General features: G+C 67.0%; 12 protein-coding genes. 9 read left to right on the top strand and 3 right to left on the bottom strand.

The window, feature by feature from the left end:
• Positions 1-298: 298 nt before the first annotated feature.
• Positions 299-1738 carry an ExeM/NucH family extracellular endonuclease gene (locus tag AC5P5X_RS15895; RefSeq protein ID WP_111189198.1) on the top strand — a complete coding sequence of 480 codons (1440 nt, stop codon included), beginning with the start codon at positions 299-301 and terminating at the stop codon, positions 1736-1738.
• A gap of 301 nt (positions 1739-2039) precedes the next feature.
• Here the strand turns inward: AC5P5X_RS15895 and AC5P5X_RS15890 are convergent, their stop codons facing one another.
• Positions 2040-2900 (bottom strand): EamA family transporter, encoded by an 861-nt coding sequence (locus AC5P5X_RS15890; protein WP_012478797.1) that lies wholly within the window; start codon positions 2898-2900, stop codon positions 2040-2042.
• 43 nt (positions 2901-2943) lie between these two features.
• On the opposite strand from AC5P5X_RS15890, the gene AC5P5X_RS15885 reads away from it, so the two are divergent.
• The 5 genes from AC5P5X_RS15885 to AC5P5X_RS15865 all read left to right on the top strand — a co-directional run bounded on the left by AC5P5X_RS15885 (position 2944) and on the right by AC5P5X_RS15865 (position 9533).
• A complete protein-coding gene (locus tag AC5P5X_RS15885) occupies positions 2944-3615 on the top strand; it encodes an alpha/beta hydrolase (RefSeq protein ID WP_043035413.1) in 672 nt (223 codons plus the stop codon).
• On the top strand, positions 3612-4712 hold the full coding sequence (gene zapE, locus AC5P5X_RS15880) for a cell division protein ZapE (RefSeq protein ID WP_044569373.1): 1101 nt from the start codon (positions 3612-3614) through the stop codon (positions 4710-4712). Before AC5P5X_RS15885 ends, zapE begins: the two co-directional genes overlap by 4 nt.
• Before the next feature lie 632 nt (positions 4713-5344).
• Positions 5345-7747 (top strand): ribonucleoside-diphosphate reductase subunit alpha, encoded by a 2403-nt coding sequence (locus tag AC5P5X_RS15875; RefSeq protein WP_024956224.1) that lies wholly within the window; start codon positions 5345-5347, stop codon positions 7745-7747.
• Positions 7748-7890: 143 nt separating this feature from the next.
• Positions 7891-8910: a ribonucleotide-diphosphate reductase subunit beta gene (locus AC5P5X_RS15870; RefSeq protein ID WP_005407669.1), complete on the top strand. Its 1020-nt coding sequence runs from the start codon at positions 7891-7893 to the stop codon at positions 8908-8910.
• A gap of 365 nt (positions 8911-9275) precedes the next feature.
• A complete protein-coding gene (locus AC5P5X_RS15865) occupies positions 9276-9533 on the top strand; it encodes a hypothetical protein (protein ID WP_227833029.1) in 258 nt (85 codons plus the stop codon).
• Between the two features lie 39 nt (positions 9534-9572).
• Here AC5P5X_RS15865 and AC5P5X_RS15860 read toward each other — a convergent pair whose 3' ends face one another.
• Positions 9573-10208, bottom strand: coding sequence for a LysE family translocator (locus AC5P5X_RS15860; protein WP_005407671.1), 636 nt, complete (start codon positions 10206-10208; stop codon positions 9573-9575).
• 152 nt (positions 10209-10360) lie between these two features.
• Between AC5P5X_RS15860 and AC5P5X_RS15855 the strand changes: the two genes are divergently transcribed.
• The 3 genes from AC5P5X_RS15855 (at position 10361) to AC5P5X_RS15845 (ending at position 12855) form a co-directional block, all read left to right on the top strand.
• On the top strand, positions 10361-10762 hold the full coding sequence (locus AC5P5X_RS15855; protein ID WP_005407672.1) for an acyl-CoA thioesterase: 402 nt from the start codon (positions 10361-10363) through the stop codon (positions 10760-10762).
• Positions 10763-10817: 55 nt separating this feature from the next.
• A complete protein-coding gene (locus AC5P5X_RS15850; RefSeq protein ID WP_111189199.1) occupies positions 10818-11633 on the top strand; it encodes an NAD-dependent protein deacetylase in 816 nt (271 codons plus the stop codon).
• Between the two features lie 121 nt (positions 11634-11754).
• A complete protein-coding gene (locus AC5P5X_RS15845; RefSeq protein ID WP_099474165.1) occupies positions 11755-12855 on the top strand; it encodes an NADH:flavin oxidoreductase/NADH oxidase in 1101 nt (366 codons plus the stop codon).
• Between the two features lie 3 nt (positions 12856-12858).
• Here AC5P5X_RS15845 and AC5P5X_RS15840 read toward each other — a convergent pair whose 3' ends face one another.
• Positions 12859-13770 (bottom strand): LysR family transcriptional regulator, encoded by a 912-nt coding sequence (locus tag AC5P5X_RS15840; protein ID WP_032966340.1) that lies wholly within the window; start codon positions 13768-13770, stop codon positions 12859-12861.
• Positions 13771-13811 lie beyond the last annotated feature (41 nt).

The raw sequence follows: 13811 nt of genomic DNA, 5'->3' as shown, positions 1-13811 counted from the left end.
GGCGGACAAGAAGTTCTCGACTAAACGGCGTCAAACGGGCATTTTTATGGTGGTTCATCCGGGCTCTTTGGGGTCTGGATAGGTGTGGTAACCACCATTTTCCAAAGATGCCCCGGATGAACAACCTACCGAGAGATCACAATTAACAGTCGACTCTACCCGCCGGTCGCCCCAATCGCCGCGGTCGTTCTCCGTCTGCCGCCGGCGGCTTTGCCGGCCAAGGCCAAAACCGCGCGCGTCGCTGGGGTTTCGCATTTCAAGGTTAGTCTGTGCGCCTCTTTCATGGAGTCGCCCGTCGATGCGCCGCCGTTCCCTCGCCATTGCCCTGTCCCTGCTGCTGCCGGCCGGCGCCTTTGCCCAGCCGCAGGCCGCACCGGTCACGTCGCCCTCCGCTGCGCGCGGCAGCGCCACCGTGGTGCTGACCGCCGCGCCGGCCGACTGGCGTGCACTGGATGGCCAGCGCGTGCGCATCGCCGCACCGCTGACCCTGGCCGGTACCGACGGCCTGGAGCGCTTCGGCCAGCTCACCGTGGCCTTCGATGGCCGCCTCTGGCAGCCGACCGAAGTGGCCACGCCGGGCACTGCCGGCTATGAGCAGGTGATGGCCGACAACCAGCGCCGCCGCCTGGTGCTGGAAGATGGCAGCGATGCCCGCGACCCGGCCAGCGTGGCTTACCTGCCGGGCAACCCGGTGCTGCGCACCGGCATGCAGCTGCGTGATGTGCAGGGCATCGTGCGCATGGACGCGCAGGGCCATCCGCGCCTGCAGGTCGAAGGCGCGCTGAAGCTGCCGGAGCTGAAGCGCCCGGCGGTGCCGACCGTGCCGGGCAACCTGCATGTGGCGGCCTTCAACCTGGAGAACTTCTTCAACGGCGACGGCCAGGGCGGTGGCTTCCCGACCCTGCGCGGCGCACGCACGCTGGAGGAACACAAGGCGCAGGTGGCCAAGCTGGTCACCACGGTCAACGCGCTGGGCGCCGATGTCGCCGCGCTGATGGAGCTGGAGAACGATGGCTACGGTCCGCAGTCGGCCATCGCCGAACTGGTCGATGCGCTCAACCGCGACCGCGGCGCGCAGGGCGACTGGCGCTTTGTCGATGCCGGCAACGGCCCCGGCGACAACCCGATCCGGGTCGGCATCATCTACCGCAGCGCGCGCCTGCAGCCGGTGGGCAAGCCGGCTACGCTGACCGGTGGCCCGTTCGTCGAGCACAGCCGCGTGCCGCTGGCGCAGGCCTTCCAGGGCAAGCAGGGCGCGCCGTTCGTGGTGGTGGCCAACCACTTCAAGTCGAAGGGCTGCCGCGACGCCGCCGGTGCCGACGCCGACCACAACGACAACCAGGGCTGCTGGAACGCCACCCGCGTGACCTCGGCGCAGCAGCTGCACGCCTGGCTGCAGACCGACCCGACCGGTACCGGTGCAAAGGACGCGGTGCTGCTCGGCGATTTCAATGCCTACGCGATGGAAGACCCGATCCGCACCCTGCATGACCTGGGCTGGCAGGACGCGTTCAAGGTCGCCAAGGTCGAGCATCCCTACAGCTACGTCTACAACGGCTATACCGGCCGCCTCGACCACGCGCTGTTGAGCCCGGGCATGGCCAAGCGCCTGCGCGGTGCCGCCGAGTGGCACAGCAACGCCGACGAGCAGGATGCCAGCGGCTACCAGGACCGCAACGTGCAGGGCCCGTGGCGCAGCTCCGACCACGACCCGCTGTTGTTGGGTTTCGACAGATAAGGTTCGGCGGGGATCTGCTCTGGGAGGGACCTTGATCGGCACGGATCCTGCCGTTGCTTTTGATCTTCCAGTCCGTCTTCAAGCGAGCCGAGCATCGCAGGTGAATCAGGGGCGAAGAGGCGCCGATGTTTGAGCGCAGCGAGTTCGGCGCCGTCCCCTGGTTCATCGAGAAGCGCAGGGTACCGGTGCACAGCACCGGCTCGCGGCTGGCGGCGCGTTTCTTTTGGTTACTTTTCTTTTCGCGCGAAAAGAAAAGTGACATCCCACCGCGGGCGCGGAAATGGCCCGCCGCAACCAACGCTCACCCCCAGGCGATCAGTCCGATCGCCAGCACCGCCAGCGCCAGGCCGGCGCGGTTCCACCGGGTGGTCGCCTCGCCGAAGGCGAACACGCCCACCAGCGCGCCCAGCACCACCACGCCGATGTTCATGCCGGCGAACACGGTGGCCGGGTTGTCCGGCATCGACTGGTGGGCGTGCACATAGAAGAGAATGTTGCCGCCATTGAGCAGGCCCAGCAGCGCACCTGCGCCGAGGTTGCGCCAGGCCAACCGGCTGCGGCCACTGGCGTGCCGCCACAGCTGCAACGCCAGCATCAGCACGAAGGCCACGCTGAAGCTGGCCAGCACCGCCGCCATCGACGGCGTGCCGGACAGCGCCACCTGCTTGAGCAGCACGTCCACCACCGCGAAGCCGGCCCATACCGCCAGCAGCCAGCCCCAGCCACCGGGCGAGGACGCCACCGCCGGTCCGCGCGGCGGGCGCAGGCTGATGGCCATCATCGCCAGCAGGCCCAGACCGAGCCCAGCCAACTTCCACGGCGTGGCAGTCTGGCCGAAGAACAGGAAGGCGGCCGCCAATGACAGCAGCAGCGACAGCCGCTGCGCCACGTCGCTGCGGACGATGCCGGCCACCGCCACCGCGCGGCCCAGTACCAGGAAAATCGAGGGCAGCACCGCCGCCAGCGCCAGCAATGACAGCCACGGCGCGTGCGGCGCGCGCAGCGCATCCAGTGGCGGCCGCAGCACCAAGGCGGTGAGCGTTGCCGCCACCAGATAGTTCCAGGTGACCATCTGCGAAACATCCAGCTGGCGGCGTCCGGCCACCTTCAACAACACCGAAACCAGCACGCTGCAGATCACGGCCAAAGACAGGTAGAGCATGGGACGGGCACAGGGCAGGGGCGGGGGACGGTATCATGGTGCCATGCACAAGCACTCGTTCCCCGTCGCCCCCGGCGAAACCGCCTGCCTCGAACTGGACGGCCCGGCCGGCCCGCTGGAAGTGGTCGTCGACCTGCCCAAGGCCGATGCGCCGGTGCAGCCGATCGTGGCCATCATCTGCCACCCGTTGTCCACCGAAGGCGGCACCCTGCACAACAAGGTGGTCACCATGACCGCCACCACCCTGCGCGAGCTGGGCATCGCCACGGTGCGCTTCAACTTCCGCAGCGTGGGTGGTTCGGCCGGTGAGTTCGACCATGGCGTGGGCGAGCAGGACGACCTGAAGGCCGTCGCCGCCTGGGTGCGCAGCCAGCGTCCGGACGACCGCCTGTGGCTGGCCGGTTTCAGCTTCGGCGCGTTCGTTTCACTGAAGGCCGCGGCCGAGTTGCAGCCGGAAGCGCTGATCTCGATCGCGCCGCCGGCCGGCCGCTGGGACTTCGACGGCATCGCCCCGCCGGCCCGTTGGCTGGTGATCCAGGGCGAGCAGGACGAGATCGTCGACCCGCAGGCTGTCTACCAGTGGCTGGACTCGCTGGATGTCCCGCATGAGCTGGTGCGCATGCCCGAGACCAGCCATTTCTTCCACCGCAAGCTGATCGACCTGCGCGGCGCGCTGACCCACGGCGTCAAGCACTGGCTGGGCGCGGCGGCATGAGCGACGTGGAACTGACCCCGTCGCAGCGGTACGCGGAAGGGGTTGCCCGTGGCGACTGGCAGAACGACCCGGCCCAGCACGCGGCGCTGGCCGAGCTGGACCGCATCCACCTGGGCCTGCTGGACAGTGCCGAGGACGGTTGGCTGGACCGCCTGTCCTCGTTCTGGAAGAAGCCCGAGCCGGTCAAGGGCCTGTACTTCTGGGGCGGCGTCGGCCGCGGCAAGACCTTCCTGGTCGACCTGTTCTACGACGGGCTGCCGATCAAGCAGAAGTACCGCACCCACTTCCACCGCTTCATGCGCAGCGTCCACGAGCGCCTGCGCGAGCACCAGGGCCAGAGCGACCCGCTGGCGAAGATCGCCCAGGAATGGCGCAGCAACCTGCGCGTGCTGGTGCTGGACGAGTTCTTCGTCACCGACATCGGCGATGCGATGCTGCTGGCGCGGCTGCTGGAGCGCCTGTTCGCCGAGGGCGTGACCCTGGTCACCACCTCCAACACCGCAGTGGAGAACCTGTACCTCAACGGCCTGCAGCGCGAGAGCTTCCTGCCGGCCATTGGCCTGCTGCAGCGCTTCTGCGTCGAGCTGTACGCCGAAGGTACCGAGGATTACCGCATGCGCGCGCTGACCCGCTCGCCGGTATACCGCGCACCGCTGGCGGCCGACAGCGATGAGTGGCTGGCCACGCGCTGGAACGAGCTGAGCGGCGGCCAGCCGGCCAAGCCCGGCAACATCGAGATCGAGGGCCGCAAGATCCCGGTGCGTGGCCGCGGCAAGAGCATTGCCTGGTTCGATTTCGCCGCGCTGTGCGAAGGCCCGCGCGGGCCCTCGGATTACATCGAGATCGCGCACGAGTTCAACACGGTGCTGCTGGGCGGCATTCCCGCCTTCGACCGCCTGAACGAAGATGCCGCGCGCCGCTTCGTCAACCTGATCGACGAGCTGTACGACCGCCACGTCAACCTGGTCTGCACCGCCAGCACCTCGCCGGTCGAGCTGTACACCGGCCAGCGCCTGCAGGGCGCTTTCGAACGCACCGCCTCGCGCCTGATCGAAATGCAGAGCGCCGAGTACCTGGGTACCCCGCACCGGGCGTGAGGGGCCTGCGGGCGTGCGTTGCCGGCCAGCGGCCGGCACGACCACCTTGGGATTCCGGTAGTGCCGGCCGCTGGCCGGCAATGATCGGGGGAAGGGTGCAACGGCGTTTCCCTGCGGCCGCTCCTCCGGCCTGGCCGACACATGCAGCCTCGGGTCGCTGCCCGGCGGGCGGTCCCGGCGTCCACCGGATTCCCACCGGCTGCCCACCACCTATCCACAGGGTTGTCCCTAGCCAGTTTCATCACTGTCATGTGAAGCTGTCATTGTTCCGTTTTCGCGGTGCGTTGTACCACCGCAATGACGCCTTTCGGGCTTGACTGCGCAGCCCGTTCCGGCAGGTCTGAAGCGTCTGATCCGGACGCCGGCGGCACGATCCTTGCGGCGCAAGGGATTGCCGAATTTCACTACATTTGGCGTTGACGGGCCCCATCACCCCCACTATCTTGTGGCCGTCGGTCGCAGCAACCCCAATTCCAGGGATGCCCGGGTACCCATCCGCGATCGTCAACGGCAGTGGCAGGCGCAGGGTCTCATCCGCTGCGACGCCGTCCTGCCATCCTGGGCTGTCATGTCCCGGGCTGCGTCACCCGATGCATCGAGCACCCACCAATCACGCCAAGAGGACACACGCCGTGACCACCGAATCCAGCGCCACCATCGAGAAGGAAAGCGAATTCCTGTTGACGTCGCCGCCGACGGCCAACGCGATGAGTGTGACCAAGCGCAATGGCACGACCGAACTGGTGGACCTGAACAAGATCGTGCGCGCGGTGCAGCGTTCCTCCGAAGGTCTGCACGCCGTCGATCCGATGCGCGTGGCCACCCGCACCATTTCCGGCCTGTACAACGGCGCCACCACCCGCGAGCTGGACGAACTGTCCATCCGCACCGCCGCCCTGCTGATCGGTGAAGAGCCCGAGTACGGCCGCCTGGCTGCGCGCCTGCTGGCCAACTACATTGCCAAGGAAGTCTCGGGCCAGGAAATCTACGCCTTCTCGCAGTCGGTCAGCCGTGGCCATGAAGTCGGCCTGATCAACGACCGCCTGCTGAACTTCGTGCAGACCAACGCGCGCAAGCTCAACGATGCCATCGACATCTCGCTGGACCTGAACTTCGATTACTTCGGCCTGCGTACCCTGTACGACCGTTACCTGCTGCGCCACCCGCACACCCGCAAGGTGATCGAGACCCCGCAGCAGTTCTTCCTGCGCATCGCCAGCGCGCTGAGCGAGGACGTGTCCGAGACCCTGGCGCTGTACAAGCGCATGGGCAACCTGGACTACCTGCCGTCCAGCCCGACCCTGTTCAATTCCGGCACCACCCACGAGCAGCTGTCCTCGTGCTTCCTGCTGGACTCGCCGCAGGACTCGCTGGAGTCGATCTACTCCAAGTACGGCGACATCGCCCAGCTGTCGAAGTTCTCCGGCGGCATCGGCGTCAGCTACACCCGCGTGCGTTCGCGTGGTTCGCTCATCAAGTCGACCAACGGCCACTCCAACGGCATCGTGCCGTGGCTGAAGACCATGGATTCGTCCGTGGCCGCAGTGAACCAGGGCGGCAAGCGCAAGGGCGCGGCCTGCGTGTACCTGGAAACCTGGCATGCCGACATCGAGGACTTCCTCGAGCTGCGTGACAACACCGGTGACGAAGCCCGCCGCGCGCACAACCTGAACCTGGCCAACTGGGTGCCGGACCTGTTCATGAAGCGCGTCGAAGCCGACCAGGAATGGTCGCTGTTCGATCCGCGCGTCGTGCCGGAGTTCACCGACCTGTTCGGCGAAGCCTTCGAGGCCGCCTACCTGCAGGCCGAAGCCCAGGGCAAGGCCAACCGCACCATCTCCGCCCGCAAGCTGTACGCCCGCATGATGCGTACGCTGGCCGAGACCGGCAACGGCTGGATGACCTTCAAGGACAAGTGCAACCGCGCCAGCAACCAGACCCTGCGTCCGGGCAACGTGATCCACCTGTCCAACCTGTGCACCGAAATCCTGGAAGTCACTTCCAACGATGAAACCGCGGTGTGCAACCTGGGTTCGATCAACCTGGGCAACCACTTCGACGAGCACAACGAGTTCGATTTCGAGAAGCTGGCCGAGACCGTGCGCCTGGCCGTGCGCCAGCTCGACCGCGTCATCGACCTGAACTTCTACCCGATCGAAACCGCCCGCCGCGCCAACCTGCGCTGGCGTCCGGTCGGCCTGGGCTGCATGGGCCTGCAGGACGTGTTCTTCCGCAAGCGCCTGCCGTTCGACAGCGCCGAAGCCCGCGCCCTGTCGAAGAAGATTGCCGAAGCGATCTACTTCCATGCGCTGGAAACCTCCTGCGAGCTGGCCCAGGAACGCGGCAAGCACCCGTCGTTCAACGACACCCGCGCCGCCAGTGGTGAACTGCAGTTCGACGCCTGGAACGTGGTGCCGGAAGACACCGCACGCTGGGACGCCCTGCGCAGCCGCATCAAGGAACACGGCCTGCGCAATTCGCTGATGATCGCGATTGCGCCGACCGCGACCATCGCCTCGATCGCCGGCTGCTACGAGTGCGTCGAGCCGCAGGTGTCCAACCTGTTCAAGCGCGAAACCCTGTCCGGTGACTTCCTGCAGGTCAACCGTTACCTGGTGAACGAGCTGAAGAAGCTGGGCCTGTGGACGCCGGAAATGCGCGATGCCATCAAGCTGGCCGAAGGTTCCATCGCCGGCGTGGCGCAGATTCCGGAAACGCTGCGCGAGGTCTACCGCACCGCGTGGGAACTGCCGATGCGTTCGCTGATCGACATGGCCGCCGAGCGTGGCGCCTTCATCGACCAGTCGGCCTCGCTCAACCTGTTCATGGAAAGCCCGAACATCGGCGCGATGTCCTCCATGTACATGTACGCCTGGAAGCAGGGCATCAAGACCACCTACTACCTGCGTTCGCGCCCGGCCACCAAGATCGCCAAGACCACGGTGAGCGCTGCGGCCCCGGCCAAGGTATTCAGCCCGGACGAAGCCATCGCCTGCTCGCTGGAAAACCCGGAAGCCTGCGAGGCCTGCCAGTAACACACCGCGCGGTGGGTGCCGACCGTTGGTCGGCACTCGAACACCTCGCACCTGTAGAGCCGAGCCATGCTCGGCTGCGGAAAAACACCCACGGTAGGCCGGGCCACGCCCGGCGGCTCACCCAGGAATTCAAGGAAACACCCATGGCCGACAAGCCCAAGCAGATGCTGCTCGATCCCGGTTTTGAACTGACCCTGCGCCCGATGCGCTACCCGCAGTTCTATGACATGTACCGGAACGCGATCAAGAACACCTGGACGGTGGAAGAGATCAACTTCCAGATCGACATCACCGACCTGCACAGCAAGATGTCGCCGGGCGAGCGCCACCTGATCCACCGCTTGGTCGCGTTCTTCGCCACCGGCGACTCGATCGTGTCCAACAACCTGGTGCTGAACCTGTACCAGCATCTCAATGCGCCGGAAGCGCGCATGTACCTGTCGCGCCAGCTGTATGAAGAAGCGCTGCACGTGCAGTTCTACCTGACCCTGCTCGACAACTACCTGCCGGATCCGGAAGAGCGCGCCAAGGCGTTCTCGGCGGTGGAGAACATCGACTCGATCAAGAAGAAGGCCGATTTCTGCTTCAAGTGGATCGACTCGATCCAGAGCCTGACCCGCATCGAGACCCGCGAGCAGCGCCGCCAGTTCCTGCTCAACCAGATCTGCTTCGCCGCCTGCATCGAAGGCCTGTTCTTCTTCGCGGCCTTTGCCTACGTGTACTACTTCCGTTCGCGCGGCCTGCTGCCGGGCCTGGCCTCGGGCACCAACTGGGTGTTCCGCGACGAGAGCGCACATATGGAGTTCGCGTTCGAGTCGGTGCGCGTGGTGCGTGAGGAAGAACCGGACCTGTTCGACGAAGAGATGAAGCAGCAGGTCTACGACATGCTGGCCGAAGCCATCGAATGCGAAGTGCAGTTCGCCGAGGACGTGCTGTCCGGCGGCGTGGCCGGCATCTCCACCCGCGACATGCGCCAGTACCTGCAGCACTGTGCCGACCAGCACTTCGCCAAGCTGGGCATGGAAAAGAAGTACAACGTGCGCAACCCGCTGCCGTTCATGGAACTGCAGGACGTGCAGGAGCTGACCAACTTCTTCGAACGCCGCGTCTCGGCCTACCAGGTCGGCGTGCAGGGCGAAGTCGCCTTCGACATGAACTTCTGATCGAACCGGCCCGGCCTGTCGCAACGAAGAACCCCGGCCAATGCCGGGGTTTTTCGTTGCGCATCAGAAGGATGAGCTATTCTCGCTGGACGCCAGTGGTGGCGGTGCTTCGCATCCATGCCGGGCCCGGGGAGGAAGAGGGGATGCCACTGCAGGAATGACGCGTGGACAATCCCAGCGCCGGGTTTCCGTGCGCGTGGTCCTGCCATGGTGGCGCAACTGAATGGACCCTGGAGGTCGCAATGGAGACTGCAGTGCCTGGAACAGCAACCCGCAGGACCGTGTTTCGTGGGTGGATGGGAGGACTGTTCGCCGTCCTGGTCGCCTGTCCGCCCCTCGCCCATGGCACGAACTGCGATTCCAAGGTGACCAACGTTTCCATCGATGCCAGCGGCAAGGTGTTCGTGGCGACCACCGTCTCGCCCATCCACGCGGTCTGCAACATCGTCAGCAAAGGCGACTTCAGCATGCCGCCCGAGGTCTGCAAGGCAACCTACGCCATGCTGATGAGTGCGAAGGTCTCCGCCATGCCCATCCGCCTGTACTACACCAGCGTGCCGCAATGTGGCGATATCAAGGCCTGGTCGGCACAACCGAGCTTCTACCACGCTGAACTGTTCTGATTACGGGGCCGGGCGTATCGCCTGGAGGGCACGCCGCGATCAGCGCCGCCCTTCCACCGCCATGCGCACCGCCAGTCCGGCCAGCACCGTGCCCATCAGCCAGCGCTGCACCATCTGCCAGGTGGGGCGTGCGGCCAGGAAGCCGGCGATGCTGCCGGCGGTCAGCGCGATCATGCCGTTCACGCTGACGCTGACCAGGATCTGGGTGGAGCCCAGCACGATCGACTGCATCAGCACGCTGCCTTCGCTGTCCGGGTGCAGGAACTGCGGCAGCAGCGACAGGTACATCACCGCCACTTTCGGGTTCAGCAGATTGGTCAGGAATCCCATCGTGAACAGCTTGCGCGGGCTGTCCTGCGGCAGTTCGCGCACCGCGAACGGCGAACGGCCACCGGGCTTGAGCGCCTGCCAGGCCAGGTACAGCAGGTACAGCGCGCCACCGATGCGCAGCGCGTCGTAGGCGAACGGCACGGTCATCAGCAGGGCGGTGATGCCCAGTGCCGCGCACAGCATGTAGAACACGAAGCCCAGCGCCACCCCGCCCAGCGAGATCAGTCCCGCCATCGGCCCCTGGCAGATCGAGCGCGAGATGACGTAGATCATGTTCGGCCCGGGCGTGAGCACCATGGCCAGCGAAACCAGCGCAAAGGCCAGCAGATCGGAAGTGGCGGGCATGGGGGGTCCTGGCAGTGGGCGTGGCGCAGTGTAACGCCTGCTGCAGGCGCGGCCTGCGCAGGCACCGCTGCCGGGTGACCGTTGCACGTGCATTCCGATGGCCGTCACGCCGGTCGCTTAGAATCCGCAGCACCCCACACCGAAGCTCCCCCATGACCCCGATCCCCGAGACCGTGCCGCCCATCGAAGTGCGCATGGCCGAAATCGTCTTCCCCAACCACACCAACCACCTTGGCACCCTGTTCGGTGGCCAGGCACTGGCGTGGATGGACAAGGCCGCGTTCCTGGCCGCCGCCCGCTACTCGCGCCGTACCGTGGTGACCGCGCGCAGCGACCAGGTCGACTTCAAGCTGCCGATCCGCATCGGCCAGATGGTGGAAACCATCGGCCGCATCGTCGAAGTCGGCCGCAGCTCGATGAAGGTGGAGGTGGAACTGGTCGCCGAAGACCTGCACAGCGGCGAGCGCAAGCTGTGCACCCGCGGCCACTTCGTGATGATCGCGCTGGACGAGGAAGGCCACCCGATCGCGGTGCCGCCGCTGCCGGCGGCCTGACCCGGCCAACCGACCGGCGCTTGCAGGGGCGCCGCAGCGCCCCCATCTGGCAGCCATGACCCCGCCACTGACCGACTTCATCGACCGCGCCCAGCGCCTGTTCGTGCTGACCGGCGCCGGCTGCAGCACCGCCTCGGGCATTCCCGATTACCGCGACAGCGACGGCCAGTGGAAACGCACGCCACCGGTGACCTACCAGGCCTTCATGGGCGAGGCCGCTACCCGCCAGCGCTACTGGGCGCGCAGCCTGCTGGGCTGGCCGCGCTTCGGCCTGGCCCGGCCCAACGGTACCCACCAGGCCCTGGCCGCACTGGAGAGCCGTGGCAAGCTGCAGGTGCTGCTGACCCAGAACGTGGACGGCCTGCACCAGCGCGCCGGCAGCCGTAACGTGATCGACCTGCATGGCCGCCTGGACCTGGTGCGCTGCATGGGCTGCGAGCGCCGTAGCGGCCGCGAGGACTTCCAGCAGCGCCTGCTGGACGCCAACCCCGGCTGGGATGCGCTGGAGGCCGGCGTCGCGCCTGATGGCGACGCCGACCTGGAGACCGATTTCTCCAGCTTCGTGGTACCCGTGTGCCCGCACTGCGGCGGGGTGTTGAAGCCGGACGTGGTGTTTTTCGGCGAAAACGTGCCCCGCGAGCGGGTGGAGGCGGTGCACGAGCACCTGCAGCAGGCCGACGCCGTGCTGGTGGTGGGCTCGTCGCTGATGGTCTATTCCGGCTTCCGCTTCGTGAAGGCGGCGGCCAAAGCAGGACTGCCGGTGGCGGCGCTGAACCGTGGCCGCACCCGTGCCGACGACCTGCTGCAGTTCAAGGATGAACGCGATTGTGCTGAGGCGCTGGCGTCGGTTATCGAACCATCGGCCGGGTAGAGTCGACTGTCAGTCGACTCTACAGGCCACCCGCCGCCGCGAAACAGCGATCCATCCAGATGGTTGATCCCGGAGCCGTGCGGCGGTGCAATACGCATCCCCTACGTCGTCCATCACTGTCTTGAGCCAGCTGTTTTCGCCGATCTCGTTCGGCCCCCTGACCCTGTCCAACCGCATCGTCGTCGCGCCGATGTGCCAGTACTCCGCCGAAGACGGCCGCGCCAGCGACTGGCATGCCATGCACCTGGGCAACCTCGCGCAATCCGGCGCCGGCCTGCTGATCCTGGAAGCCACCGCGGTCGAGCCGCGTGGCCGCATCAGCTGGGCCGACCTGGGCCTTTGGGATGACGGCACCGAGGCCGCGTTGGCACAGGTACTGGCCAGCGTCCGCCGCTGGTCGCCGATGCCGCTGGGCATCCAGCTCGGCCATGCCGGTCGCAAGGCCTCGGTGAACCGCCCTTGGGACGGCGGTGGCCAGCTGCCGGCCGACGATGCGCGTGGCTGGGCCACCGTGGCGCCGTCGCCGCTGCCGTTCCACGCCGCCGATCCGGCACCGCAGGAACTGGACGACGCCGGCATCGCCGAGGTCATCGCCGCCTTCGCCGCCAGTGCGGTGCGTGCCGAGCGCCTCGGCTTCGAGCTGATCGAGCTGCATGCCGCCCACGGCTACCTGCTGCACCAGTTCCTGTCGCCGCTGAGCAACCGTCGCACTGATGGCTACGGTGGCTCATTGCCGAACCGCCTGCGCCTGCTGGTGGAAGTGTTCGACGCCGTGCGTGCGGCGGTATCGGACAAGGTCGCCGTGGGCGTGCGCATCTCCGCCAGCGACTGGGTCGATGGCGGCTGGGATCTGGTGCAGAGCGAAGCGCTGGCCCAGGTGCTGGACGCGCGCGGCTGCAATTTCCTGCACGTCTCCAGCGGTGGCCTGGACGAACGCCAGAAGATCACCGTCGGTCCGGGCTACCAGGTGCCGTTCGCGGCAGCGATCAAGGCCAAGGTGCGCATGCCGGTCATCGCCGTGGGCATGATCACCGAGCCCGAGCAGGCCGAATCGATCCTGCGCCATCGCCACGCCGATGCCGTGGCCCTGGCGCGCGGCATCCTCTACGACCCGCGCTGGCCGTGGCATGCCGCTGCCGCATTGCGCGACAGCGTGGAACCGGCGCCACAGTACCTGCGCTGCGAGCCGCGCGATGCGCGCGGCGTGTTCAAGACGCGCTGAGGCTCACACCCGCCAGGCCGGCGCGATGCCGGCCTGAAGGTGTTCGAACAGCGCGCGGATCTTGGCGGTGAAATCGCGGCGGTCGCTGACGCAGAAGTAGACCTCCATCGGTTCCGGGCGCCACGCGGTGTCGGCGCCGAACACCGCCTGCAGGCGGCCCTCGCGCAGGTACGGCTCGGCCACGAATGCGGCCAGCCGGGTGATGCCGGCACCGGCCGCCGCCAGCGTCGCCAGCGCATCGATGTCATCGCAGACCATGCTCGGTGGCAGCGCGGCGTCCACGCGCTGGCCGTCCTTCAGCAGGCCCCAGCGCAATGGCCGGCCATCGGTGGGGAAGCGGTGCAGCAACCCGCGATGACCGCCCAGATCGGAAGGCTGTTGCGGGATGCCGTGCGCCTTCAGGTAGGCCGGCGAGGCACAGAACACGAACGGAACACGCGCCAGCTGCCGCGCGACCACGCCGTCCTCCAGCTGCGCCCCGATGCGGATGCTGGCATCCACCGCTTCCGGCCCATGCTGCACGGCGCGGTCGGTCAGGCGCAGCTCCAGCTGCAGTTGTGGGTAGCGCTGCTGCAGTGAAGGCAACAAGGGGGCAAGCACGTGGCGACCGAAGGCGCTGCTGCTGGCGATGCGCAGCGGCCCGGCCGGTTCGATGTCACCGGCGGTGACCATCGCCTGCGCGCGCGCCAGGTCGGCTTCGATGTGGCGCACCTGCGCCAGGTACAGCGCGCCGGCCTCGCTGAGGGCCAGCTGCCGCGTACTCCGGTTCAGCAACCGTACGCCCAGATGGGCCTCCAGCCGGTTGATGTTCTGGCCGACCGCGGTAGCGCTGATGCCAAGGATGCGGGCCGCGGCGGCAATGCTGCCGGTCTCTGCGGTGCGGGTGAAGCTGCGGATCAGTTGCAACAGGTTCATGACCGACCAGCTTGCCACGGGAAGGTCCAAGTATCGCTTGG

It is taken from the genome of Stenotrophomonas sp. YJH_SMC_91, assembly GCF_059368495.1.
Note: the sequence above shows the minus strand (reverse complement) of the source record. Positions and strands in the feature narration are given on the sequence as shown.

What these genes read in the sequence shown, in the direction of transcription:
- AC5P5X_RS15850 (WP_111189199.1), top strand. Translation starts at nt 10,818, where the DNA reads ATGACCCCGCCACTGACCGACTTCATCGACCGCGCCCAGCGCCTGTTC.
- AC5P5X_RS15860 (WP_005407671.1), bottom strand. Translation starts at nt 10,208, where the DNA reads ATGCCCGCCACTTCCGATCTGCTGGCCTTTGCGCTGGTTTCGCTGGCC.
- AC5P5X_RS15870 (WP_005407669.1), top strand. Translation starts at nt 7,891, where the DNA reads ATGGCCGACAAGCCCAAGCAGATGCTGCTCGATCCCGGTTTTGAACTG.
- AC5P5X_RS15855 (WP_005407672.1), top strand. Translation starts at nt 10,361, where the DNA reads ATGACCCCGATCCCCGAGACCGTGCCGCCCATCGAAGTGCGCATGGCC.
- zapE (WP_044569373.1), top strand. Translation starts at nt 3,612, where the DNA reads ATGAGCGACGTGGAACTGACCCCGTCGCAGCGGTACGCGGAAGGGGTT.
- AC5P5X_RS15895 (WP_111189198.1), top strand. Translation starts at nt 299, where the DNA reads ATGCGCCGCCGTTCCCTCGCCATTGCCCTGTCCCTGCTGCTGCCGGCC.
- AC5P5X_RS15890 (WP_012478797.1), bottom strand. Translation starts at nt 2,900, where the DNA reads ATGCTCTACCTGTCTTTGGCCGTGATCTGCAGCGTGCTGGTTTCGGTG.
- AC5P5X_RS15840 (WP_032966340.1), bottom strand. Translation starts at nt 13,770, where the DNA reads ATGAACCTGTTGCAACTGATCCGCAGCTTCACCCGCACCGCAGAGACC.
- AC5P5X_RS15885 (WP_043035413.1), top strand. Translation starts at nt 2,944, where the DNA reads ATGCACAAGCACTCGTTCCCCGTCGCCCCCGGCGAAACCGCCTGCCTC.